The organism is Niallia sp. RD1, from assembly GCF_024219955.1.
GTDB lineage: Bacteria > Bacillota > Bacilli > Bacillales > Cytobacillaceae > Niallia > Niallia alba.
In genome coordinates this window covers 1,982,451-2,005,497 of the sequence record NZ_CP100420.1, presented here as the reverse complement: position 1 = coordinate 2,005,497, position 23,047 = coordinate 1,982,451, and the positions used below count along the sequence as shown (strand labels likewise).

Below are 23,047 nucleotides of genomic sequence, written 5' to 3'. Positions count from 1 at the left end.
TCCTTTATAAGAGTTCCATTTTATTTTTTAACTGCAGTTGATTTGGATTTGTGTAAAGTAATGTTGTATGGATATTAGAATGCCCAGCTTGATTTGCAACTTCATGAATACTAAATCCTTTTTCAATTGCATTGGTACAGAAGAAGTGTCGTAACTGGTGTGGAGTAATAACCTTGCTATATGATTTGAAGATACGATTGACGACCGTACGGTCGAGCTTTTCCCGCTTTTTACTAATAAAAAGATAAGCAGATTCATGTGCTGTACTGTATGTTTTTCGTTCGATAAGATAATCTTTGATAGCATGAGTTACCTTACTATTTAGCAATACAATTCGTTGTTTATTTCCTTTTCCACTTCGAATTATACATTCCCCAGTCTGTAAATTGAAATCGCTAAATTTGATAGATAATGCCTCTGAAATACGCACTCCCGTGTATGCCAGGAGAGTGACAATTGCATAATTGCGTTTGTTCTTATCCTCTAACACACTTTGCAAAAACTTCTTTACATCTAATTCAACAATTTGGGTTGGAGAAGCATACGCAGTTTGAACCTTTATCATATCTGTTTTTAAAATCACCTGGTCTTGTTGAACGCTTTTCTTTATTAGAAATTCATTAAATTTAGCAAGACTACTAATCTTGTGGTTGATAGTTTTGGCATTTAACATTTTGACATTCTTTAAATAGCTAATGTAATCTAAGATATTTTGTCGGTACAAATTTGTTAATTTTCTGTCATATGAACCTTCAAACCATTTTATGTACTGTCTAATACCTAATGTGTATCCCTGAATAGTGTTCTCAGTTTTCTTCTCCTGTTTAAGATAAGAAGAAAACTGTTTTGCAACATTCATGTATTTTTCTCCTCTTCTGTAAGTTGTGTTGCATCCATAAATGTTCACTTCTTAATAAATTGTGTTGCGTTAAACCTATAGATTCATAGTTATTATAGCACCTAATACAACACAATTAATATTGTGTTGTATTAGGTGCTATAAGGAAATCGAAATACCACTTCTTAGCAAAAGAGAAAATAATAAAGAAGCCTAATTCCTTAACATGTGAAATTAGGTTTCTTACTACAATATTTAACTTCAATTAGGAAAGGATTGTCCACTTTAAAAAATAATATATTTATATTTCAGATCGAAAAGTTTTACCTAACTGGTTACCAAGACCAAAATAATGACGAAAATTATATATAAGTGGGCTCCATTTATTTGGGTCAATATGATTTTCTTCAATAATGATTTCCTTATGAGCATGTACATGTATAGCTTGTGTCTCAACAATTGCAAAATCAGGAGAGTAATCAGGAATTCGAATGTGTTTCACCCTTGCCTCAATTTGAATTGGACATTCCATAATTCGAGTAGGTTTGACCGATTTAGACTCAGTAGGTGTTAATCTACTAATATCATATTTTTCTTTTTCATATGTAAATCCATTCTTTTTCTTATAATCTGGAACGGGATTTTTCCCTGTATAGGGGGCTAATTGTTCAACATTCTCCCATAATGAAGGACTCGGAACATTGATTACACATTCAGGATGTCGTTCTAAATTTTCAATAGCTTTCCCTCCAAGTCCAATTCCTAATATAATACAATCTCCTAATGCCCATGATGATGACATAGGGCTGATGTTTACTGTTCCATCTTCATTTAGCGAATTTAGTAAAATCACAGGAGTTCCGTAGTATAGAATTTTAGGTTTAATAATATCTGTGTTTGGAACCTGAGCCATTTTTTTCATCTTTATATCCATTCCTTTCGCTTCGCTCAAGGCACAAAACGTAATGAAACAAGTTTGCACTGAGCGTTATTTTGGCAAATCTATAGCCATAGGGATACCAATCAACTACAAATCACGCGGAGGTGAGTGGGCTGCTCCAGTTGTGGAGTGACCGCATTTTTATATGTGTAGATTGCCTTTCCAAGCACAAATAAGTGTGACTTCGAGCACGCAGACTTATCTTTGTATAAACATTACTCGTTTATCGCTGGGCAATCAGTCAATGTTGTCTATCCCTATAAATCTTATAAAGGAGTTTTCCCTATGGCTTTAAAAATTGTTTATCCCATTTGTTGTGGAATTGATGTCCACAAATCCTTTGTTGTGGCTTGTATTGCCTCCACTTCCAAAGGAGTAACCACTTACAAACGCCATCGCTTTTCAACCTATACAAAAGGATTGCTTGAGCTGTCACAATGGCTTTGTGAAAATGATTGTCAGGATGTTTGTATGGAATCTACCGGGAAATACTGGATTCCTGTGTTCAATGTACTAGAAGATTCCTGTAACATCACCTTGGCGCATCCTAAGTATGTCAAGGCAATCCGCGGTAAAAAAACCGATAAAAAAGATGCTAAATGGATTGCTGATTTATTTAAACATGATCTTGTAGCCGGAAGCTTTATGCCTCCACTTGAGATTAGGCAGCTTCGTGACCTTATGCGTTATCGCTTCAAGCTGACTAACTTTATGTCGAGTGAGAAAAACCGTCTTCAAAACAGTTTAACTGTGTCTAATATTCAGCTTGGAAATATTGTTTCGGATACCTTCGGCAAAAGCTCCATGAACATTATTGAGAAGCTACTAAAGGATCCATTAGACACCTCATTTGATTTAGAACCTTTAATTCATGGCTCCATGAAGCATAAACTTCCTGAACTCGAGCTCGCTATTGATGGATACATTACATCTGAACAGGCTGAAAAATTAAAGGTTATTAAACAACATTATGAAGACCTTGGAGCCCGTAAAGCAGATCTTGAAAAAATTATTCTTTCACTTGCCGCGTCCTACCATGATGAAATCAACTTAATCTTAACTGTTCCGTCTTTTAAAAACATTTTTTCCGCCATTGCCGTGGTTTCCGAAATAGGTGTTGATATGGACGTGTTTCCGACAGCTAAGCATTTATGCTCCTGGGCAGGACTTACACCCACAAATAACGAGAGTGCCGGCAAGAAAAAGTCAGTAAGAATTTCAAGAGCTGGATGTTACATAAAACCACTTTTGGTGCAATGTGCAACCGCAGTGGTTAAAAGTGAAAAACATCCCGAAATTCGAAACCGTTACCTACGGCTAAGAAAACGCCGTGGTCACAAACGAGCAATTATTGCGATTGCACGAATGCTTTTAACAGCTATCTACAATATTCTCAAAAAGAAAGAAGCCTATAACGCTGAATTATATTTAAAATCGGATGTTCTTCCAGTAAACCGTGAAATCACGGTAGAACAAGCGATTTTATTAGCTAAAAACCATGGTTATCATGTGTTAGAAGCATCTTGATTTTGTCGTATAAATTTTAAAAAAATCATCCAATGATGGTTTATTTGTCATGCATTCTTTTTGAGATAGTGATTTCAATAATTATTTCAGACTTCTCCTCCTATTCATATGTTCTTCCTTATTTATTGTAGAATATAAACATTTCGATTATCATCGAAATATGGATTACATTAAGGGGGGAATTAAAATGAATGCAAATCCAAATGTAGCAATGATTGCTACTCTTGTAAGTGAAGCTTCTCGTGCAGCAATATTAACAGTCTTATTAGATGGTAGATTCCATCCTGCAAGCGAATTAGCATATATGGCAGGAATCAAACCACAGACGGCTAGTTTTCATTTGACAAAAATGGTCGATGCGAATGTAGTTACAGTTGAAAAACAAGGGAGACATCGATATTATGGAATTCGAAATCAGGAAGTTGCTCAAGTTATGGAGTCATTTTTATCAATAGCTCCACCAATTGAAATTAAATCATTAAAACAGGCTTCGGAAGATAAAGCGATGCGTTTTGCAAGAACATGTTATGATCACCTTGCAGGGAGTTTAGGAGTACAATTAACAGATTCTTTAATTAAAAAAGGTGTTATTTATGAAGAAAAAGACGGGTTTACTGTTACTGAAAAAGGAGAAATATTTTTCTTAACTTTTCAAATTGACCTTGAAAAAGTTAAGAAGAAACGTCGTTCTTTTACTCACAAATGTTTAGATTGGAGCGAAAGACGTCACCATCTTGCGGGAGCATTAGGAAATGCCGTCTTAGAGAGATTATTAGAGTTAAATTGGATTCAACGTCTACCGAAAACACGAGCAATAAAAATCACTTCTGAAGGAAAAAAGGGACTAAAAGAAACATTTTCTTTTGATATTACAAACAACTAAGTTTTGAATATAAAACAGCCGATTTATCCTTAAAGAAGTTAAAATCGGCTGTTTTTTTGTCGAAATTTTCTTAGCGTGGTTTTTTTCCGAAATGCTGGCGGTACCCCTTATTGACATGATGGTATTAGTTTTATTCTCCAATACCAACCCTCTTAATTAAATAAGAAAATTTTTTGATTGGAGAAAGAATTATTTTATGAGTGGAATAGGAATACAGGAGTGTGGGGAAATATTGAAAAGAAAAAGACTGAACTCTTACTGGACAATGATTACAGACGTACAGAATAGAAGGAAGCAAAGGGATTAAAATTGGTTACTGATTGGAATGGGGATTGGACTAAGATTGATTTGCGATGGGATTTTTTATGATTTTGGAAATAAAAAACGAAGGTCTGCCGGGAAAAGTACCGGAAAACCTTCGGAATTGGAATGTAATTTTTACTTAAGAACCCTTAATTTTATTTATGGAAACATTGAAACTTCCTAATTAGTTATTTTTATCCCGATTAGTCGTTTTGTATTTTTCACCTTTGCTGTCATAAGTGATCCATTCTCCAATAGGTTCTCCATTTTCAAAGTATCCTGAACGTTTTATGGTTCCATCAGCACGATACCATTCCCAATAACCTACTGGTAAATCCCCAATCATTTTCCCCTTCGACCATATCGTTTTCCCGTTTGCATGGTACTTTATCGTGTATCCATCAATCACATCTAGTTTCTTTTCTTTAACGCCATTTGGCTGTATTATGTCACACTGTTCTTTCTCCATAACAGACCTCCGTTAAATTTTTTAAATGATAAATGAGGAAAAATTAGATATTTCTATTTTGGTTCGAAAATATTTATTTTGGGGTTACATAGTTATTACAGGGAATAGGATTAAAGGGATTAGGGAGTATAAAGCATTTTAATCCCACAACTCATTTCATATATGTAGATAAATATTGCAACAGCAATTTTCTTGCCTTTTCAAAATCCATATATTCTTGGTAAAATCCATCATATTGAGTTATGTTATCTTCAAAAAATCTATATTGTTTAAAGAACTCAAAGAATGAAAACCTCAACATTTCTATTTGACCTTTTGGAATTTTATTTGATTTCCCTATTAAAACATAACTTAAAGACCCAGCGATGTTCATGCAATAAGTATTAAAATCCGCTGTCAACCAGTTATCATCATCAGATAACTTGGAAAAAGCATTACTGTAATCTTCTTGGATTTTATCTGTATCTCTATAGGGGAACGGTTTCTGCAATTTCTCATTTATCAGTACCAGTTGTCTTTCAATATCATTCAAATCCATTTCCTTTTCTCCGCATCTTCCACATTATTTCCTGTTACGTTAATCATTTCGATAGTATCAACCTTCTTAACTCCTTTGTCATTTGTGGGGATGTAAGATAAATAGAATCATCGGTAATATACATAAACGTACTCTTCTCATTTTCCTTTCCTAACCATAAATGAATTCCATGTGTAGGCAGTCCCCCTTCTTCCGCCTCGTATTCCACCATTACATCGTAATCAGGTTCAGATATCTTAACCTCCCCTGGTTGTTTGACAGCAGTCGTAATCGCCTTTTCAAAAACATCTAATGATTCATCATCTTTAATTGATAGAATAATCTCCTCATTCATTTCTCCTGTTCCATTCGACTCTGAAATTTTAATTTCTGATATTTTTCCATCTAAAAGAACCATTGTTTCTTCTTGTTGTAATTGGCAACCTATTAAAGCGATTGCAACACATAAAATTGTTAATATCGAAAATATAACTTTCAAGCTATTTTCTCTCCTCTATCATCAAAATGATGACCTTTACAAAGTGAGCAGAGTTGCCCACTTAATAAGATGGTTTATATATTCTATCGGTGTCGGTATCAATCACAAAATCAACCTCTGTATCTTCGTTATAGGCAAGTTGGTCAAAACAGTTAATTCGGCAAAATATAGCTGGAAGGTCTAAAATATCTGAAGTAAGAGTTTTGGAATTTATGTACCTTTTCATAAGTTCCTGTTTTGAACACCTATTCCCTTTAATTAGAACTTGGTGATAATATCCGTCAATTTTAACTATCAATGTCATCACGATTGACTGCTAATCAATCCATAAAGCTTAGTTTGTTTTGTCTTTTTGACTGAAATATGGACCACACCAACCTGTTTCATGAGTTTTTACATAAGTCCAATTAAACTCTTTATCTACTACGTAAACATCTTCTTCATTTATAAAGTCCTCGGCTGTTAAAGGTGACGCATTTTCAAGTATAAAAGCATCATCCGTATGCTGATAAAAAACATAGCAAGATTGTTTTGATTGTTTGTTAAATGTTATATCAGCTTGTTCTTCTTTTAAGCATTTCCTTCTTTCATAACTAAATACATGCCATAGGTAGCCACAGCAACCATCTTCATCATAAAGATAAATAGATTTCTTTTCTTTATCGCTAAGATGATTGACAAAGTTATCTTCCCATTGCTTTCGCAGATATGTCCCCCACTTAGGTATTTCTATCACTCTTACTTTTTTCATTCTTAGTAAAGATACTAAATCCATCATATTTTCCAACATGACACCCACTTTTTATATAATCAAATTGCTAACCGTATGTTTCATAAGAAATCTCCATTAAAATTTTTTCGTATGACTTTATCTTCCTCCAAAGTGCCTCATATTCCAACGAATCAGGTTTGCACTTGTCTAATTCAACAAACATACTTATTAAAGATTTTTTTAATTCAACTTCTTTATCGGTTTGTTTTTCTATATTTCTCCTATCTCGATACATAATGAGGTGTTCTTTAAAATTCTTTCTCGCTTCTGTAAGGGAATAATCACCATTTGGTCCTCCCCACACTTCATCCGCATTTGGGTCGTCTTGTCCATCGTCTTCCCAATGACAAAGTTCACATATATCAAATATTCCCCGTTCTTCAATTGTTGGTAAACCACAACAAGGACACTTTTCCCGTTTCAATCTAATCTCTCCCTTTAGTCAGATAAAGTTTTTACCGCAAATGACGTTTATACTGCTTAAATACCTTGTGTGGTGGAATCCCTACCGTTTCATCAGGTACATAACAATCTCTATCGTGATATGGCATTTCTAACTCTTCCCATTCAAAATCATCCTCAACACATTTAATAAATAAATCGTAACCCTCACCATCTGAAGGGGATAACCCTAACCTTATTTCTTTATGCTTTAATGCAACATCAATCGCTTCTTTAAGTTCGATTAAAGCTGTTCGATTGGCAATAAGATAGGCATTACTATGCCACATCTGTTGTCCAAATATATGGCACAAAGGGGTCGGTTCATCCTCTTCATAAAAATGATTCTTATATGCTTGATTTAGCTGTTCAAGTACGGTTTCGGGGCTATAAATATCTAAATAGGTATCCATACCACTTTCCCAATACCTTTGTCCACCACCCCAAAACTGTGAAACAAAGTCATCATATAAATCATTGTTCTCCACAAATAAATATCTTTCCAAGGCATCTTCTAAATCCCCAATATAATAATAGCTGTGTATTTGTATTTCATCCTTTTTATAATAAAATGATAAAGAGTATCCGCTATTTTTTCGCTTTCCAGCAAATCAAAATTATTTTTCTTTGTACTCTTAGGCTTTAATCCCCCATTTACAAATGGTGTTTCTGGAATATAAATAGCTGTGAACAATTTTACATCTGACATTTATAGACACCTCCTAAACCAATATTACCTCAAATCCTATTTTTATAAAGTACGCAATTATTAACCATATATTTGGAGGAACAATATGATAAACTTTTTATCCCAATTTATGAAAGAGCATTTTGATAACCTTACTCTAAGACCGCCCCTATTTTATTCATGGGAATATGGTATCCGTTTTGAAATTTCTATGCCCTGGGTACAACATGAAGATAAGAACAATCTTCAGCAAATCGAAGAAAGAATTAATGGCATATTCAATAAAGTTTTTCATGATACCGATGAAATGTTACTGGTCACAGACATTCATTGTGAGAAGAACGATACCTTTTTACAAAAGAGACCAACAAAGGTCTATCAAAAATATATAAAAGACAAGGAATTAAGACGAAAACTGCAACATAGGGTGTTACCAAGTGTTTTTTGGGAAGATGAAGACGGTGAAGATTATGAAGAAATGGTCACGCACCGATTTGCTCTGTCCTGTGAAAAGAGCGACATTCGTTATAAACCGCTCTTAACTGCTATCAGTTATGAGGATTTTCCACATCCATCCCAAATTCTAAAAGGGTTATACCGCCCTGGTATTGATATTTATTTTGTAAATGTTACAAAGAAAATGATTTACCATCTATATGATGACCGAGGCTGTGACGTTATCGCCTCAAACAAAGAAGATTTACATTCACTTTATGAAGAACTAAATGATTGGATTTTAGACTATGACCGAGAACAGATTGATAAGATATTCAAATAATCCATTTGTTGTATAATTAAAGAAAAACATCTACAAGAGGTGATTAACTTGGACCTTCTCACCACATTTCTTGCCATCAGGCTCTGCCTGTAAGGGTCTAATTTTCCTTTGGGGGACTTTTACAGGCTAAGCCATTTCCCAAGGAGTGTGATGGCAAATGAAACCACATCAAAAAAATCGTAGTCGTTCCTATTTTCGACATCATCGGAAAAGAGTGATTCAGCGTAAAATAAAGATTGCCAAACATTTAGGTTGGCAATCTCGCTTTCCTGGATATTTCGCAAAAGGGAAAGTTCATTGTTCGTGCTGGATGTGTTCCCAAAAGACGAAAAAAGATGGACTTCCTCATTCGCAAAACATTCAATTGGAACGCTTAAAAAGTCAATTATATGATTACTTTAGCGAAGGGGAATTTTAATCGTTTAATGAGCAGGGTGATAGTTCTTCCCTGCTTTTTCATTATTTTGTAGTCTTATGTCTCCATCAGCTATAAACATAAAGGTCAAAATCCACATCTGCACCTATGGAATCGGCAAAATGAATAAATCTCCTATCTAAGTACATAGCTGGTTTTTCATTATTTTCTATTTGAATAACGATGGTAAATCTATACGCTAATTCATAATTTTCTCTTAACTGATTTAACAGTTCTTCCTTCCCCTCCAATTGATTCAAAACGAAATCCAATTGTTCACTAATATCATAAGACTGCTCGTAATCTGTACCTAACTCCCAACTGGTATATTGCCGATAATGCGTTCCTGTAGAGGTCACATTCGGATTAGATGGTCTATTAATAGCTTCACCTTTTTTATATGCCCTTGTCGGCCTTATTCCTAACACATTTGTAAAATACTCAATAGAAAAGTCATCTGCCTTCGCTGAAAAATAAACCTTTACATTCGTTTTTTCCATTTATAAGCTCCCTAATATTCATTCAAACATCTGTAAAATCTCCAGTGCAATTTCATCAAGTTCTTCTAACCTTTCTCCTGCTGTTGGACTTTCAGCAAGTCTTATTAAATCCATTTTAAATTGCATTCTTAAATCCTCTGGCAATCTTTTCACCAAAATTATTAAACACCAATACTTCCAAACGTCATCATTCGTGGCTAAAACATTTTTAATTAGTGGTACAATTTCATCTGGACAAGTTAATAGAAGTTCTGAAACCTCCTCTGCTACCGGCCAGTTCATGTCCTGAATCCATTCCATAAGACCTGGTAACAAAAGAACGAGTTCTTTTCTACTTAGGTTCTTTAATTGGTTTACTCTTTCGGAGTCATGCTTATCTCTTGGTAGATATTCAGTGTAATTTTTCATTTTGCACCTTTAAGTTCATAATGTAATTTATAAATTTAGTTTATGTACAAACTTTTTTCACTGCTTCAATAAAAGAATTAATCATCAACAACTTTAATTAAATCGGTGTGTATCATTACAAAGTAGGTTTCGATTAATTCTCTCAATTTTTCATTGAGGTTATAATATTCTCCGTTCGCTTTTTCGATAACGCTATAAAACTTATTTTCATCTATTTCATTATTTTCCAAAGCAATGTACAATCTCCACATTTCCTCGCCATATGTTTTTTCAATCTCGGCATACTCATGAGCATCTATTTTTTCAAGAACATCGATTAGTTCTTCCAAATATCGAGTGATTCCTACTTTCTCTATATGGTCTGAATTCCACCTTAATAAACTTTCATGACCTCCACTTTCCATTTCTGAATAGTATTGAAGAACAATAAATGCTTCATATGCTATTTTATTTTCTGATGAGTAGCCAAATTCAATCAGCACATCACTAACATTGTTCCATATATCATCTCGATTTAATAAGTCTCCTCTTTTTATTCTTGTCTTCTTATTCATGCTTAGAGTCACCTTTCTACCTTCATTTAAATACCTTTTTGGATAGAATCTCCAAAAATAAATTATATTCTTCAGCCAACCATTAGCGTTTCAATCTCACACTGTAATATCTCATAGCCTTCAAATTACCTTCCATCTCAAAAACACCCTTTTCTATCAGCTTTCTTAGCCGATACTCAAAGAATGCATCCCCCATATATTGGTCTAAATGCCCTATCACTTCTCCTATTAGTCTTGCAGATTTCATAAAAGGTTCAGGTTCTTGTACTCTTTCTCGGTCAATCTGAAGTTTTTTCGCCATATTTATCATATATTGGTCGTAAAAGACTTCTCTAACGCTCTTTATCTCTTCATTTCTCCAGATACGCAAGGTTTCCTTGGAATCGGCAAGAGCCATCCATTCTTCCTCAAGTTCCTTTCTCTCGTACTCTGATAATGATTTTGATTGGTCTTTCTCGTAGATAACTTGCAATTGCTCTGGGGACATTTCTCCTGTTTGTAGAATAGTATATTGAATATCTGGTCGATTAAAATGTTCAGCATATGCCTTTGTTGCATTAATCACCTTGATTTCATTCGTTTTATTCCGCAATAAATATAGAACATATCGTAGTCCTGTCTGTTCATGAGCGTTATCAGCTACCCATAGCGTAATTGGCACATTGTCAGGAACAGAATTTATTTGATTGACAGTGTTATAAAATCCCTGTTGATAATCTTGAAATTGGTCATCATCCATCACATTTTTCATCCATTGAAATCTTGCTTCTTGCCCATCACTTTCATGTAGTTGCTCAATAAGACCAATCGAGAATATATCCCAAAAGGAAATAACCTTTTCCCTCTTAGATAGGCCCATTTTCTTTAAAGCATATTTTAGTGACCCTGCACCAGAAAGCCCAAAGAGAATATGTACCTTTTGAAAAGTCTCTTCCTCCTTCGCTTCCGACCGTTCCTTTGATAATTTGAACACCGTTTCGTATATGCTTTCCACGTCATTTATAAAATTCGTCTCTGAATAATCCGTTTCTTTTACAAGATTCAATCGGAATAAAATATGAAATAGTAGTGACTTTGCTTCGCCTTCAGGCAGTTCTTCAATGGATTTTTTCAACTTTTCTATTTCCACTATGCCACTCTCCCTATATTCACCTATAAACTCAAATACTATGATTATCAGCAATTTACCACAGAAAATGAATTTTTAAATAAGTCTAAATCCATTCTATGTTATTATTTGGTATTAAGAAAGCCATTTATGAACTGCTTTAAAAAGGAAACAAAAACATAAATACGGAGGTATTTCTTGTGGAAAATTCAAATGAACATCAATATTTAAGGGGTTTAAGACTGGAACGTGACAGCATAGCTTCATTTGAGAACTACCCCTTTCGTTTACCAAGCATAATGACTTTGGATGAACTATCCTTTCATCCAAATGTCACTTATTTTGTTGGCGAAAATGGGATGGGCAAATCAACGTTATTAGGAGCCATTGCGATTAATACTGGATTTAATCCCGAGGGTGGTACTTTCAATTTTAACTTTTCAACCTTTGATTCTCATTCTCCATTGGAAAAGTATATAAAATTAATAAGGGGATTCCAAAAACCAAGAGATGGATTTTTTCTACGGGCAGAGACTTTTTATAATGTGGCTTCCAACATCGAAGCATTAGACAGTGAACCTGCTCCAGGACCACGAGTGATTGATTCCTTTGGGGGAGTGTCGCTTCATGAGCAGTCGCATGGGGAATCCTTTTGGGCAACATTTATCAATCGTTTTGGGGGAAATGGCATTTATCTATTAGATGAACCAGAGGCCGCCCTATCCCCTCTTAGACAACTATCCATGTTAGCCCACATTCATGAATTAGTCTGTCAAAATTCGCAATTTATTATTGCTACCCACTCTCCCATCATCATGTCGTATCCAAATGCTAAGATTATCGAACTTACAGAGGAAGGGGCTAAAGAAACCACTCTTGAAGAAACGAACCATTATCATATCATGAAGCAGTTTTTTGACGATAAAGAAAGATTATTGCATCATTTACTTAATAAGTAGGATAATCTTATCAGTGAATGAATCGCAACTGAATTACACTCAGCCTGTATTTTTAACATTTTCCAAGCACATACAGGCTGTAATTTATAAATAACGTCTAAAAATTATGTCTTCCTTTCTTCTCTCTATTAACTACATAAAGTATTCCAGCTACCAAACAAAGAATAAGTGCCATATTAATACCGCCAAGATGTAAAAAACTTTTCATTAAAGCCATTAGAAAATTCATCATATTATCTACTCCCATTCTTCAAAGGATAAGTTGGTAGGTTCATCTAAAAGGTCGGCAGAAAAATCAATGTTGGTCGTTGGTGTTTGTTTATCTACTTCCTCAAATTTAAGTTCATCAATCCATACCTGCCCTTTCCCCGAAAGTAAAACACCAAAAGCAATGACTGCACTGTTTTCAGGTACATCTAAAACAATATGATAATGATTCCATTCATTATTCCCTGTAATTGGGCGGTCACCCATATTATCGAATTGCAATACATCATGTAGTGCATCATCGACTCGCATCCAAAATCCACAAAATCCATCAACCTCTTTAGATTTTAAAAATCCAGAGAGCTTTAATCGTTTGCCAAGATACTTCTCGGCTTTAAATTCCTGCATCATTGTTGCAAACTCACCTTGAGATTGGGCAGTAACAGATTTTAGGAATCCAGATGCCCTCCCTTTATGAGCGTTTTCTCTATCAATTCCCATCTGATAATTAAACGGATGACTCCCACTTAACTTCCATCCTTTTAATAGCTGTTCATTTTTCAACACGATTTCCTCCCTTTGTAAAGTTAATTTGCCTATCATTTTACGGTATTGTCCTGGCGGTAAATTGTAATATTTCTTAAATGAACGAGTAAATGATTCTTGCGTTTCAAAGCGATAATAGAGAGCGATATCTATTATCTTTTCATCCGTATAAAGTAACATGTTAGCTGAGTTAGCAATTCTTCTATAACGGATATATTCAGATGCAGTTATACCAACCTCTTTTTGAAAAACACGAAAAAAATGATATTTTGAAAATCCAGCAAACTGAGCAACACTTTCTAAAGATAGCTCTTCATGTAAGTTCACCTCTATATACTCAATCGTTTTCTGTATGATAGAACTATAGCTCATTACATGAACCTCCTTACAAATAAGATAACAAAGAGAAAACTAATTTTTTTGACATATATTGCTTTTTTTATCCATTTCTTCAATTTTTCACGCAAAAAAAGAGGGTTCACTTTCCCTCATTCTGTTCGGCATTGGTTGTATTTTTGCTATTTGTCATCCCTTTTATTAATGCAATCTTCGCAAATTAAACATTTAGGCGTTATTTTTAACACAAATATTCCTCCATAATTTTCATTTGACTATTTGCATATTAATTCAAGCAAATTCACATTAATCCCCTATCGACAAATAACCATTTGTTTATATAAGATTAATTCCCATATATTGTTTCCCTTCTTTTTATTTATTCACTGATTGGAATTTGAAATATCACATGTCTTCCTGTCCACATTTCGCTTTCAACAATTAATTCTTTACTTTCCTTTTGAAAAATGAATCCCGCACCCATTTGTTCTTTATAGGTAAGCGTAAAATAATGCCCACCTAGTTTTTCAGGTGGGCATTAGTGTATTCTCTATTTAAGTTTAGCTGGAATCCGGCATTCCTCTGGAATAGTCTTTGACCACGGAAGGAACTGGTCAAGTGCTTCCTGATCATCTATATCTATTTGTGGCAGCTGTTCAAAAAGATAAGTTAAATAATTTAATGGATTTAATTGATTCTCTTTGGCCGTTTCGACAATGCTGTAGATGACCGCACTGGCAGTTGCTCCTTTCATCGATTGGGCAAATAGCCATGCTTTTCTTCCCATAACGAATGGTTTAATCGAACGTTCTGCTCTATTATTATCGAGTTCAAGTCGCCCGTCTTTCATAAAGACAATGAGTTTTGACCATTGGTTTAAACTATAATTTATGGCATCACCTAATTTGCTTTTAGGTGGAACTTGAGGGCGTTTGGATTTTAACCATGCCAAATAAGCGTCCAACACGGGTTGACTACGTTTTTGACGTTCTTCTTTTCGCTGTTCAGGGCTACAATCTTCAAATTCCTCTTCTATCTGTTTTTCAATTTTAAATAATTGTGTACAGAATTGAAGACCTTCAGCTGCGAGACTCTTAGATTTATCTACACCCGTAGGCAAAGATTTGAGCGTTTCGTCATATTTACGGCGTGCATGAGCCTTATCCGAGAACTTAGATAAGGCACATTATCCAAGAAGTTTGATTATCCGAGAAGAATTACTGTATGTCCTTAAAATACAGCAATTCTTCTCTTTTTTCTTAGATAATTATTTGATACACATTTCGGTTTTCAATTCAGAAAATCTGGAATTCTATTTGACCTTTGAGAAGTTTTTCTTTCATCTATATTTGAAGGGAACCATTTTTCATTCCACTCTTTTAAATGCCTGTTAACCGTGTCTTGGGAAATATCCGCATAAATCTGAGTCGACTGTAGAGATGCATGTCCCAAAAAATTCTTTATCACAACCAGAGGAACACCGGCTTCAAGCATATGGCTGGCAGTTGTATGTCTCATAGAATGAGGTGGATAACTACCAGCAAGAAACATGGACGGTTTTTCTTTTTTAGCAACGGTAATATACTTTTTGAATATTCCCTCTATACAGGAAACCGACATCTGCTCATGCGTTTGGCTTGAAAATATATGCCTTTCAGGTTTATCACTGATTTTTCTGTGCTCAATATACTTCTTAAGTGGGGTGGCACAGGCGATAGGAATACCGATACGGCGGCTCTTTCTGCCTTTCCCCGTAATATTTAGTGTAGCGCCTTTTGGATGAAACTGAACATTTCCGACCGTAAGGTCACATATTTCTTGTGCACGCGCTCCGCTTGCATACATAAGACTTAGCAAGATTTTATCTCTGAGACTAATTTCCCTGTTTTCATTAGGAAGGGCTAAAAGTATTGTGACTTCCTGACGGGTAAAAATCGCTCTTTGCTTATGCTGGCTTTTTTTCATAGGAATCTTATTCACACTATTCCTGAAAACAGAAGCCGCAGCAAAATCCCGGTTTTGTGCATAGGCAGAAAAAGAGTTTATTGCAGACAACCGCTGGTTTTTAGTAGATGCACTGCAACCACGTACCGATTCAATCCATGTAAAAAATTCTGTTAATGTTATATAATCAAGTTTTTCAAAGGTAATTTTGTCAGCTTCGATTCCTTTTTCCTTGTACATGAATTCGATGAGCAGGCGGAATGCATATTTATAGGATTTAACTGTATTGGGACTTGCACCTACGGAACATGGAAGATAGGTGGTAATAAAGGCGTCAAGGAGCCTTAAAAAATCAGATGCTTTATTCATCATAAGACACCTCCGGGAAAACCTGCAGTGTGTAATCCTCAAACAGTTCCATAGCTTCAGGAAATAATTCGCTGCTGAATTTCAGATAACTCTCCGTTTCTTTAAGGTTGTCATGTCCTAGATATATGGATAAATAGGGAACGGAAGCATCAATCGAACGCCCTGACTTTTCAGCTTCTGCAAAGGATTTAAAGGCAAACACATGCCTCAGGCAGTGAAGGCATGGTCCACGTTCCCGTTTTGCTTTACCTTTCAACGATATGCCGGCATATTTCAGTATGGTATTGAGTTTATTACGGGCAGCTTTTACAGAAAGCGGTACTTCCTGTATTGCACTGGGGAACAGTAATGCTTCGGCTTTTCCTATCAACCCCATTGCTAAACAGTATCTAATCAAGATTGATGTCAAAGTCTGATGCATAGGTACTAGCCGTTGCTTGTCTCCTTTTGTCTGTTTTAGAATGAGGATTCCACCATCGAGATCCACATCCTTCATCTTCAAAGCTAGAGTTTCCCCTACGCGCAACCCACAGCCATACATGATTCGGAGCATCATTGGAAACTCAAGCTGGATATAAGGATTCGGTTGGCTCTTTGTAAGGGTAATATTATCGGATAATAAAAAAATCCTTTTTAGTTCCTCGTCAGAAAAAATATACGGAACATAATCATCTGTAACCTTCGGTATTGGAGGCATAAAAACCCTAATTCCAATACTGCTTAAATACCGGAGAAACAGTCGTATAACAATAACCTTATTGGCAATGGAACTGCTTTTTCCTGATAAATTTTTAACCCATTCGGTTATGACACTCTCAGAAATTTCCTTATGTTGAAGATTACAATCTATCAAATAGCTATCGAAGGTGGTAAGATAATGGCAATCATGAGCATAGACACTTTCACTTAGTACAGCTTCTCTCATTGATAAGAAATCGGCAAACTCAATGTGCAAGATGCTTTTAAAGTCCTGCATAACTTCGCCCTCCATTCAGAAAAGCTTCGAACACACCGGAAGGTGCTGGTACCGCTATTGCATATTCACGTAAACGTTCTATATCAACTTTTGCATAATGCTTTATTGCGTTTGGATCCGTATGTCCAAGCACTTTACGTACAACATCATATGGTACTTGATCATTAACCATGGAGCTAGCGAGAGATGACCGGAATGTATGTAAACCATGCTTTTTATCAGAAATGTCAATGCCGGCTTTTCGAAAATATCGTGTAGTTGCAAATCGAATAGCCGAAGTGGTTATTCCTTGATAAGGAGCATTCTGACGGAGAAATATACGACATTCATCATTAACTGTCGGACGTGCTTTTTCCATGTAATTCATAATAGCTTCTTTTATTTCCGGGAGCAGTGGTAATTCTTGCGGTTGTAGGGTCTTTTCCTGAACTATGTGAATAGAATTGCCCTCAAAATCTATTTCATCAAAAGTCAAGCCTGCGATATCTCCAGAACGCATCCCAAGCCGAGTCGCAAGAAGTAGCATCGCATAATTACGTATTCCGATTTTACTTGACCGGTCTATAGCATTTTCAAACCTGAGGATTTCATCCTCCGAGTATGTAGCAGGGACCATAAATGGTCTTGTATAATGGGGGACAATGGTGGCATAATCGTATTCAATCACGTTTTCTTTGTAAAGATATTTAAGGAACATTCGGATAACCGCCCAAGCGTCCTTATTATGAAACATCAAACAGGCTTTACATATCTGTGTGGAATTTATATATCTTATGTCATTACATCCTAAAGTCATCAAAAAGATCAGAAAATCTCCACAGAATTTTCTTTTTCCTTTAATGGTTCCTGGCCGATTTCCATCCTGCTTACAAAATGACAGGTAATCTTCAAGCAAAACCGCATGGTTTTCTGGCAACTTAACAGATGATTTTTTCCGTTGGGGTGAGTACTCCCTTCCATCACAATAATCGCTTAATCTTCCTATTACTGTACTAATTGTCTTTTGAAAAGAAACACTTATTTCATGAGTGGAAATGTAATCCTCAACAAAAGCTTTCCCGATTTCGGAAGAATACGTAGATATTTCATTTAGCTGCGTATATAGTGCAAGGTTTTTTAATATTCGCCGGTAATTGTTCAGTGTTTCCTTTCCATAGCATTTTAATTGAAGCTCCTCTAACAATCCATGTGTCAGTTGTTCGACTGACTGATTCTCTTTTTCCATAAGATAATCCTCCTATACAATTGTGTATGGTTACATTTCCATCATTGCATAAAGGGATCATAATTATTCGAGAAAAAAAATAAGGAATAATGTGATTATGCGGAAATTCTCAATTCTTCTGGGATAATCAAACTTCTTGGATAATGTGCCCAACAGCCAACTAACTCCACATCCTTCATATCATGGTAACCTCCATAACCATCGACATGAAGATAGCCCGCAAATCCTTTTAAAAATGCTTTCGGGTGTTTACTATGACGAGAAGTTTTATAGTCATATAAGATAATCGGTGAAACATCCCGACCAGATCGATACAACCACATATAGGATTTGGAAGTTGCTGCTTTACCAGGTTCCGCTAAAACTTGAACGGTTGTTTCGTCCGCGTGTAGACAGTCAAGTTGAAGTAGTAACTCATGCAAGCGATTGTATAGTGGTGAGAGCCATTTCGTTGCACCATATATTACCCAGTTGGCAATCGTTTGGCGTGATAGGAAGACACCAAGTCGTTCAAATTGTTTTTCAATTCGATACAACGGCATTCCCTCTACGTATTTTTGATTCATAATATAGGCCATTGAAGAAGGGGAAGCGAGACTTTTTGGAAAAACTGCCGCAGGTATTTTAGCTGTCACAACTGGTGTTTCGATTCCTTCACGTTCACATTGGCGACAGCTATAAATATGTTGTACATGCTCAACAACCTTTACTTGAGCATGGATGATTTTTAATTCTCTACGTGTTTCCGTGCTCATTTCATGTACCGTTTCGCCGCAACACAAACAAACCTGCTCTTCTTCGGATAAACGATAATGGATCGTTTCCATAGGCAAGTTTTCAAGCTTCGCATCCCGTTGTCCTACATACTTCTTTCGATGATAAGTAATCGTTTCAAGTGTAGGCTCTTCCACTTTTACATCCGCTGTCATTTCAGCTTCATTAAAAAGAGGTAGTTCGATCTGATCCGGATTGGTTTTTTCACTAGATGCCCCGAATTTCTTTTGTTGGCTTAGTCGGAATTGTTCTTCCAACCATTTGATTTTTGCCTCTAGGACTTCTTTTTGTTTTTCTAAATCCGCATTTTTCGCTGCGAGTTCTTCAATTGTATCTTGTAGTTCATTCGTAGTTTTTCCCATAAAAATAGAATACCATAAAGAGAGGTGACATAGTTGGTCAATTCTCTCTAAATGATAACTTTTGCACTCATTTTTGGATGAGCTTGTTTTTGTTCAAGTGGAAGTCCATCCAGCAACCAGTTGAATTGACGAGGACTGATCGATAGCGGCTTAGTAGTTTGTCCATCTGGCCATTGAAAAACGCCATTTTCCAGTCGGCGATAATATAACCAAAACCCATTATGATCCCAATGAAGGATCTTTAGTTTATCTCGTTTCCGATTACAGAACACAAATAGATTGGAAGAGAAAGGATCCAGTTGGAAACTCATTTGTACAATCGCTGCCAAACCATCAATGGACTTTCTCAAATCTGTTGCACCCATCGCTAAATAGACTCGTTGAATAGGTGTTTTACTTAACATGGGATTGAAGAACCTGAAGTACTTCATTTAAAAGTGAATGGCTGAAGCCTTCTTTAATTTCAATTGAAACATCGCCTACCTTAACCGTTAAAGTAGCTGTATCTTCAATTAAGTTGGATGAATCAATGGCAACCCATTGCTTAAGAGGATAAGCGGATGGGACATAACTAAATAGATACTCTGTAAAGACGAACAATTTCTAATATAGCTAGTAAATAGCGGCTGCTTTCGCATACTTTTTACAAGAGGAAATATAATTAGTTGGAAAAACAGAGCAGCCGGAATACACGAAGACTCCTATGGGATTAGCGAGACAGTCTGAGACCCTGCAGGCCACAGGCCGAAGCGGCTCAGCGCGAGCCCCATGGAAAGCGAAGTGTATTCCGGCTGCGGGGAATCGCACCAAACTTCATGGAAACATCCTTTGAAAAACAAATAAAAGCCCGAACAATTATACGGAACATTCATTAGCATCTTCGTATAATTGTTCGGAATTATCCTTGGCTGGAATACTTATGTCCCAGCCTCCTCAGTTTTCAATCTTTTCATCCAGCTATACATACTTTGAACACCTACTTGATTTTGTTTACACCAAGCTTTGACACTTGGTACTCGACTAGATCTGTAAGCATTGATGCGATCTTGCCACATTTGTTTACGTTCATCTACTGACATAAAAAACCTCCTAACAATTGATGTTAATGTGATTATCACAAAACACGGCAATTATTAGAAGGTGTGGAGTATTTGTCGCTTACATAAGTGGAAAGTAACCGAAGAAGCTCCTAGAGATCCAATCAGCGGAAAACGAAGACAAATAACTAGAAGAGCTGACACAAAAAAGAAGCCCTCGCAAAAATCGACGAGGCATTTAAAAAGCTACAGAAACAGGATAACGGCGAAGTCTCTGCAGATCTAACTGAAATAACAGTAAAAGATTTATTTGCGCGTTGGTTCGAACTAACAATGAAACGAAAAATAAAGGAAACAACGTTTAAGGAATATACGAATGCTGTTAATTATCGAATTGTACCTGTGTTAGGGGATTACCAAGTAAAAAAATTAAATACTCTACTCCTGCAAAAGTTTATAAATGATTTAACTGATGAAGGACTTTCCCCTCGGTATATAGAGTATCTTAATACCATTCTTTATGGCGCATTGGATGCTGCACGTAAATGGAAAATTATACAGACTAATCCTCTTATTGATGTGGATAAGCCAAGACCTAGAAGAGTAGAACAAAAAACGTGGTCTGTTAAAGAGATGCATATATTTTTAGATGTAACTAAATTAACGAATCCTCGTCTTTATGCACTTATCCACACCGCATTATTCACTGGTTGCCGTCGCGGTGAAATTTTATCCCTCACTTGGGATGATTTAGACATAGAGAACCAGTATCTTAATGTGGATAAATCATTGATATATAATAAAGATGGTTATAAGTTTTCCACAACAAAGTCGCAATCTTCTAACAGAGTGATAAAAATTGGTGACTCCGCAATAAATGTATTAAAGGGATGGAAAGCGCAGCAAAACAAAATGAAAATGGCTCTTCGTAACAGTTACGAGGACCTTAATTTAATCTTTGCTACACAAACAGGAAAACCCATTTATCCTAGATCGTTGACCACAGAATTTAATAAAGCAATAAAAATTGCTAATGTTCCCAAAATTCGCTTTCATGATACTAGACATACCCACGCAACTATTTGTCTAGAAGCTGGTATGACATTAAAAGAAGTTCAGGAACGCTTAGGACATAGCAGCATAAAAACTACCGGAGATGTCTATGCTCATGTCACTGAATCAATGAAAGAAAAATCAGTTGATCTACTTGAGAAATTCATCTCAAAATAAGTTTTTTGCAAGGTATGTGGTCAAATTGTGGTCAATGTGTACATACCTTGCAAAAAACCCTTGTTATACCAACGATAACCTCGCCACTGCCTCCACATGCATTGTCTGCGGAAACATATCCACAGGCTGCACTTCTTCTGTCTTATAACCTCCATCTTCCAATACGCGTAGATCACGAGCTAAAGTCGCTGGATTACAGGATACATAGACTACTTTTCTCGGCTTCATATCAAGAATTGTCTGTAATAATGCTTCATCACAGCCTTTTCTTGGAGGATCTACAACTAACACGTCTGCTTCATTCCCTGCTTTATACCAATTGGGGATAACTACTTCTGCTTCTCCAACTGCAAATTCCACATTGTGGATATCATTTATGAGGGCATTTTTTCTTGCATCCTCAATTGCTTGTGGAACAATTTCGACACCGAATACTTGTCTTGCTTTTTTTGCTAAAAATAAAGAGATTGTTCCAATACCACAATAGGCATCGATTACTTTCTCTTCCCCATTTAGATCAGCATATTCCAATGCTTTCTCATAGAGCACCTTTGTCTGTTCTGGATTCACTTGATAAAAGGAGCGAGCAGAAATAGCAAACTTTACATCACCAATATAATCAGTAATGGTCTCTTCTCCCCATAGCACTCGAGTTATTTCTCCCATTATCACATTCGTTTTTTTGTTATTCACATTGTGGATAATTGATTTAATATTTGGGACTTTTTCAACAATTTCATCAACAATTGCCTTTCGATTGGGGATATCCTGTGTACGAGTGATTAATACAATCATTACTTCCTTCGTAATGGCCCCTCTTCTTACCATAATATGGCGTAAATCACCTTTATGGCGTGCCTCGTCATATGCACGAACTCCATATTTCGAACAAATATCTTTTACTGTATTTACGACATAGTCATTTTCTTCTTGCTGAATGAGGCATTGTTCCATATTAATGATTTGATGGGAGCGTTGTTGATAAAATCCACCGATGAGACCACCTTCTTGTTCCCCGATTGGAACTTGTGACTTATTGCGGTAGCGCCAAGGATCCTCCATCCCTAGTGTTGGATGTACCGTCGTGTTAATTTTTCCAATCCGCTCTAGAACATCCTTAACATGCTTATGCTTCATTTTCAATTGACCTTCATAGCTTAAATGCTGTAATTGGCAGCCGCCACATTCCTTGTAAATAAGACATGGTGCTTCCACACGATAAGGACTTCTTTCTTTTATTTCTACTAAACGACCGAAACCGTAATTCTTATTTGTCTTGATTACTTTTACGGTTGCTTTCTCTCCTGGAAGTCCATTGGGGATAAATAGGGGATAACCATCTACTTTTGCCACTCCTGAACCTTCATGGGTTAAATCTTCAAAAATTATATCTATTATATCGTTCTTTTGAACGGGTAATGTTTTACTCATTATCGTCTTCC

General features: G+C 36.0%; 29 protein-coding genes and 1 pseudogene. 6 read left to right on the top strand and 24 right to left on the bottom strand.

Translation table 11 applies throughout. The annotated features are described in order from the left end of the window. Positions 1–4: 4 nt before the first annotated feature. Complete coding sequence (locus NKG37_RS09570; protein WP_169187795.1) at positions 5–859, bottom strand: tyrosine-type recombinase/integrase; 855 nt, start codon at positions 857–859, stop codon at positions 5–7. A gap of 280 nt (positions 860–1,139) precedes the next feature. Then, positions 1,140–1,760 carry a flavin reductase family protein gene (locus tag NKG37_RS09565; RefSeq protein ID WP_169187794.1) on the bottom strand — a complete coding sequence of 207 codons (621 nt, stop codon included), beginning with the start codon at positions 1,758–1,760 and terminating at the stop codon, positions 1,140–1,142. A gap of 303 nt (positions 1,761–2,063) precedes the next feature. Between NKG37_RS09565 and NKG37_RS09560 the strand changes: the two genes are divergently transcribed. Together NKG37_RS09560 and NKG37_RS09555 are read left to right on the top strand one after the other, a co-directional pair. Then, positions 2,064–3,305 (top strand): IS110 family RNA-guided transposase, encoded by a 1,242-nt coding sequence (locus tag NKG37_RS09560; RefSeq protein WP_016205480.1) that lies wholly within the window; start codon positions 2,064–2,066, stop codon positions 3,303–3,305. A gap of 187 nt (positions 3,306–3,492) precedes the next feature. Further along, on the top strand, positions 3,493–4,188 hold the full coding sequence (locus NKG37_RS09555; protein ID WP_169187793.1) for an ArsR/SmtB family transcription factor: 696 nt from the start codon (positions 3,493–3,495) through the stop codon (positions 4,186–4,188). 487 nt (positions 4,189–4,675) lie between these two features. Here NKG37_RS09555 and NKG37_RS09550 read toward each other — a convergent pair whose 3' ends face one another. The 7 genes from NKG37_RS09550 to NKG37_RS09520 form a co-directional block, all read right to left on the bottom strand. After that, complete coding sequence (locus NKG37_RS09550; RefSeq protein ID WP_101729727.1) at positions 4,676–4,960, bottom strand: toxin-antitoxin system YwqK family antitoxin; 285 nt, start codon at positions 4,958–4,960, stop codon at positions 4,676–4,678. Positions 4,961–5,111: 151 nt separating this feature from the next. Then, on the bottom strand, positions 5,112–5,498 hold the full coding sequence (locus tag NKG37_RS09545) for a YxiJ family protein (protein WP_016202198.1): 387 nt from the start codon (positions 5,496–5,498) through the stop codon (positions 5,112–5,114). Positions 5,499–5,541: 43 nt separating this feature from the next. Beyond that, positions 5,542–5,976: a YhfM domain-containing protein gene (locus tag NKG37_RS09540; protein ID WP_016202197.1), complete on the bottom strand. Its 435-nt coding sequence runs from the start codon at positions 5,974–5,976 to the stop codon at positions 5,542–5,544. 334 nt (positions 5,977–6,310) lie between these two features. Continuing rightward, positions 6,311–6,751 (bottom strand): DUF4275 family protein, encoded by a 441-nt coding sequence (locus NKG37_RS09535; RefSeq protein ID WP_040342972.1) that lies wholly within the window; start codon positions 6,749–6,751, stop codon positions 6,311–6,313. A 43-nt stretch (positions 6,752–6,794) separates the two neighbouring features. Beyond that, complete coding sequence (locus tag NKG37_RS09530) at positions 6,795–7,172, bottom strand: CPCC family cysteine-rich protein (RefSeq protein WP_016202194.1); 378 nt, start codon at positions 7,170–7,172, stop codon at positions 6,795–6,797. A gap of 31 nt (positions 7,173–7,203) precedes the next feature. Beyond that, on the bottom strand, positions 7,204–7,677 hold the full coding sequence (locus tag NKG37_RS09525; protein WP_156827761.1) for a hypothetical protein: 474 nt from the start codon (positions 7,675–7,677) through the stop codon (positions 7,204–7,206). A 26-nt stretch (positions 7,678–7,703) separates the two neighbouring features. After that, complete coding sequence (locus NKG37_RS09520; protein ID WP_016202192.1) at positions 7,704–7,898, bottom strand: hypothetical protein; 195 nt, start codon at positions 7,896–7,898, stop codon at positions 7,704–7,706. Positions 7,899–7,983: 85 nt separating this feature from the next. Between NKG37_RS09520 and NKG37_RS09515 the strand changes: the two genes are divergently transcribed. Then, entirely contained in the window at positions 7,984–8,655 is a 672-nt protein-coding gene (locus NKG37_RS09515) for a DUF3885 domain-containing protein (RefSeq protein WP_016202191.1), read from the top strand. A gap of 157 nt (positions 8,656–8,812) precedes the next feature. After that, the gene (locus NKG37_RS09510) at positions 8,813–9,073 is read left to right on the top strand and encodes a hypothetical protein (protein WP_016202190.1); all 261 of its coding nucleotides are present in this window, start codon (positions 8,813–8,815) and stop codon (positions 9,071–9,073) included. Positions 9,074–9,138: 65 nt separating this feature from the next. Here the strand turns inward: NKG37_RS09510 and NKG37_RS09505 are convergent, their stop codons facing one another. From NKG37_RS09505 to NKG37_RS09490, 4 genes are all read right to left on the bottom strand, one after another. After that, positions 9,139–9,570 carry a DUF4279 domain-containing protein gene (locus NKG37_RS09505; protein WP_101729730.1) on the bottom strand — a complete coding sequence of 144 codons (432 nt, stop codon included), beginning with the start codon at positions 9,568–9,570 and terminating at the stop codon, positions 9,139–9,141. An 18-nt stretch (positions 9,571–9,588) separates the two neighbouring features. After that, positions 9,589–9,978: a DUF5071 domain-containing protein gene (locus NKG37_RS09500; RefSeq protein WP_016202188.1), complete on the bottom strand. Its 390-nt coding sequence runs from the start codon at positions 9,976–9,978 to the stop codon at positions 9,589–9,591. Positions 9,979–10,055: 77 nt separating this feature from the next. Continuing rightward, positions 10,056–10,532, bottom strand: a complete 477-nt coding sequence (locus tag NKG37_RS09495) for a DMP19 family protein (protein WP_169187791.1) — start codon at positions 10,530–10,532, stop codon at positions 10,056–10,058. Positions 10,533–10,614: 82 nt separating this feature from the next. Beyond that, entirely contained in the window at positions 10,615–11,661 is a 1,047-nt protein-coding gene (locus NKG37_RS09490) for a DUF1835 domain-containing protein (RefSeq protein WP_254416141.1), read from the bottom strand. Positions 11,662–11,840: 179 nt separating this feature from the next. Between NKG37_RS09490 and NKG37_RS09485 the strand changes: the two genes are divergently transcribed. Continuing rightward, positions 11,841–12,599 carry an AAA family ATPase gene (locus NKG37_RS09485; protein WP_254416140.1) on the top strand — a complete coding sequence of 253 codons (759 nt, stop codon included), beginning with the start codon at positions 11,841–11,843 and terminating at the stop codon, positions 12,597–12,599. A gap of 97 nt (positions 12,600–12,696) precedes the next feature. Here NKG37_RS09485 and NKG37_RS26055 read toward each other — a convergent pair whose 3' ends face one another. From NKG37_RS26055 to NKG37_RS09440, 10 genes and pseudogenes are all read right to left on the bottom strand, one after another. Then, positions 12,697–12,831 (bottom strand): hypothetical protein, encoded by a 135-nt coding sequence (locus tag NKG37_RS26055; RefSeq protein ID WP_263479781.1) that lies wholly within the window; start codon positions 12,829–12,831, stop codon positions 12,697–12,699. 5 nt (positions 12,832–12,836) lie between these two features. Further along, positions 12,837–13,724, bottom strand: a complete 888-nt coding sequence (locus NKG37_RS09480) for a helix-turn-helix transcriptional regulator (protein ID WP_101729732.1) — start codon at positions 13,722–13,724, stop codon at positions 12,837–12,839. A 514-nt stretch (positions 13,725–14,238) separates the two neighbouring features. Next, entirely contained in the window at positions 14,239–14,808 is a 570-nt protein-coding gene (locus tag NKG37_RS09475) for an IS66 family transposase (protein WP_367976423.1), read from the bottom strand. A gap of 170 nt (positions 14,809–14,978) precedes the next feature. Continuing rightward, positions 14,979–16,004, bottom strand: coding sequence for a tyrosine-type recombinase/integrase (locus tag NKG37_RS09470; protein WP_198013198.1), 1,026 nt, complete (start codon positions 16,002–16,004; stop codon positions 14,979–14,981). Continuing rightward, positions 15,994–16,977: a tyrosine-type recombinase/integrase gene (locus NKG37_RS09465; RefSeq protein ID WP_254416139.1), complete on the bottom strand. Its 984-nt coding sequence runs from the start codon at positions 16,975–16,977 to the stop codon at positions 15,994–15,996. The genes NKG37_RS09470 and NKG37_RS09465 overlap by 11 nt, the downstream gene beginning before the upstream one ends. Next, positions 16,964–18,202 carry a tyrosine-type recombinase/integrase gene (locus tag NKG37_RS09460; protein ID WP_016203141.1) on the bottom strand — a complete coding sequence of 413 codons (1,239 nt, stop codon included), beginning with the start codon at positions 18,200–18,202 and terminating at the stop codon, positions 16,964–16,966. The genes NKG37_RS09465 and NKG37_RS09460 overlap by 14 nt, the downstream gene beginning before the upstream one ends. Before the next feature lie 143 nt (positions 18,203–18,345). Beyond that, positions 18,346–19,338: pseudogene (locus NKG37_RS09455) on the bottom strand (IS66 family transposase); the annotation flags it as partial. Between the two features lie 47 nt (positions 19,339–19,385). Then, positions 19,386–19,742, bottom strand: a complete 357-nt coding sequence (tnpB, locus tag NKG37_RS09450; RefSeq protein WP_016205487.1) for an IS66 family insertion sequence element accessory protein TnpB — start codon at positions 19,740–19,742, stop codon at positions 19,386–19,388. Beyond that, a complete protein-coding gene (locus tag NKG37_RS09445; RefSeq protein WP_254416138.1) occupies positions 19,732–19,938 on the bottom strand; it encodes a hypothetical protein in 207 nt (68 codons plus the stop codon). Before NKG37_RS09445 ends, tnpB begins: the two co-directional genes overlap by 11 nt. Positions 19,939–20,255: 317 nt before the next feature. Next, positions 20,256–20,417: an IS66 family insertion sequence element accessory protein TnpA gene (locus NKG37_RS09440; RefSeq protein ID WP_254416137.1), complete on the bottom strand. Its 162-nt coding sequence runs from the start codon at positions 20,415–20,417 to the stop codon at positions 20,256–20,258. 291 nt (positions 20,418–20,708) lie between these two features. On the opposite strand from NKG37_RS09440, the gene NKG37_RS09435 reads away from it, so the two are divergent. Then, complete coding sequence (locus NKG37_RS09435; RefSeq protein ID WP_169187788.1) at positions 20,709–21,605, top strand: tyrosine-type recombinase/integrase; 897 nt, start codon at positions 20,709–20,711, stop codon at positions 21,603–21,605. Between the two features lie 63 nt (positions 21,606–21,668). Here NKG37_RS09435 and rlmD read toward each other — a convergent pair whose 3' ends face one another. Continuing rightward, positions 21,669–23,036: a 23S rRNA (uracil(1939)-C(5))-methyltransferase RlmD gene (gene rlmD / locus NKG37_RS09430; protein WP_254416136.1), complete on the bottom strand. Its 1,368-nt coding sequence runs from the start codon at positions 23,034–23,036 to the stop codon at positions 21,669–21,671. Positions 23,037–23,047: the final 11 nt, after the last annotated feature.

Bases quoted from the DNA above. Each gene is read 5' to 3' on its own strand.
- NKG37_RS09570 (WP_169187795.1), bottom strand. From the start codon at position 859: ATGAATGTTGCAAAACAGTTTTCTTCTTATCTTAAACAGGAGAAGAAA.
- NKG37_RS09565 (WP_169187794.1), bottom strand. From the start codon at position 1,760: ATGAAAAAAATGGCTCAGGTTCCAAACACAGATATTATTAAACCTAAA.
- NKG37_RS09560 (WP_016205480.1), top strand. From the start codon at position 2,064: ATGGCTTTAAAAATTGTTTATCCCATTTGTTGTGGAATTGATGTCCAC.
- NKG37_RS09555 (WP_169187793.1), top strand. From the start codon at position 3,493: ATGAATGCAAATCCAAATGTAGCAATGATTGCTACTCTTGTAAGTGAA.
- NKG37_RS09550 (WP_101729727.1), bottom strand. From the start codon at position 4,960: ATGGAGAAAGAACAGTGTGACATAATACAGCCAAATGGCGTTAAAGAA.
- NKG37_RS09545 (WP_016202198.1), bottom strand. From the start codon at position 5,498: ATGGATTTGAATGATATTGAAAGACAACTGGTACTGATAAATGAGAAA.
- NKG37_RS09535 (WP_040342972.1), bottom strand. From the start codon at position 6,751: ATGGATTTAGTATCTTTACTAAGAATGAAAAAAGTAAGAGTGATAGAA.
- NKG37_RS09520 (WP_016202192.1), bottom strand. From the start codon at position 7,898: ATGTCAGATGTAAAATTGTTCACAGCTATTTATATTCCAGAAACACCA.
- NKG37_RS09515 (WP_016202191.1), top strand. From the start codon at position 7,984: ATGATAAACTTTTTATCCCAATTTATGAAAGAGCATTTTGATAACCTT.
- NKG37_RS09510 (WP_016202190.1), top strand. From the start codon at position 8,813: ATGAAACCACATCAAAAAAATCGTAGTCGTTCCTATTTTCGACATCAT.
- NKG37_RS09505 (WP_101729730.1), bottom strand. From the start codon at position 9,570: ATGGAAAAAACGAATGTAAAGGTTTATTTTTCAGCGAAGGCAGATGAC.
- NKG37_RS09500 (WP_016202188.1), bottom strand. From the start codon at position 9,978: ATGAAAAATTACACTGAATATCTACCAAGAGATAAGCATGACTCCGAA.
- NKG37_RS09495 (WP_169187791.1), bottom strand. From the start codon at position 10,532: ATGAATAAGAAGACAAGAATAAAAAGAGGAGACTTATTAAATCGAGAT.
- NKG37_RS26055 (WP_263479781.1), bottom strand. From the start codon at position 12,831: ATGATGAATTTTCTAATGGCTTTAATGAAAAGTTTTTTACATCTTGGC.
- NKG37_RS09480 (WP_101729732.1), bottom strand. From the start codon at position 13,724: ATGAGCTATAGTTCTATCATACAGAAAACGATTGAGTATATAGAGGTG.
- NKG37_RS09470 (WP_198013198.1), bottom strand. From the start codon at position 16,004: ATGATGAATAAAGCATCTGATTTTTTAAGGCTCCTTGACGCCTTTATT.
- NKG37_RS09465 (WP_254416139.1), bottom strand. From the start codon at position 16,977: ATGCAGGACTTTAAAAGCATCTTGCACATTGAGTTTGCCGATTTCTTA.
- NKG37_RS09460 (WP_016203141.1), bottom strand. From the start codon at position 18,202: ATGGAAAAAGAGAATCAGTCAGTCGAACAACTGACACATGGATTGTTA.
- tnpB (WP_016205487.1), bottom strand. From the start codon at position 19,742: ATGTTAAGTAAAACACCTATTCAACGAGTCTATTTAGCGATGGGTGCA.
- NKG37_RS09440 (WP_254416137.1), bottom strand. From the start codon at position 20,417: ATGTCAGTAGATGAACGTAAACAAATGTGGCAAGATCGCATCAATGCT.
- NKG37_RS09435 (WP_169187788.1), top strand. From the start codon at position 20,709: ATGAAACGAAAAATAAAGGAAACAACGTTTAAGGAATATACGAATGCT.
- rlmD (WP_254416136.1), bottom strand. From the start codon at position 23,036: ATGAGTAAAACATTACCCGTTCAAAAGAACGATATAATAGATATAATT.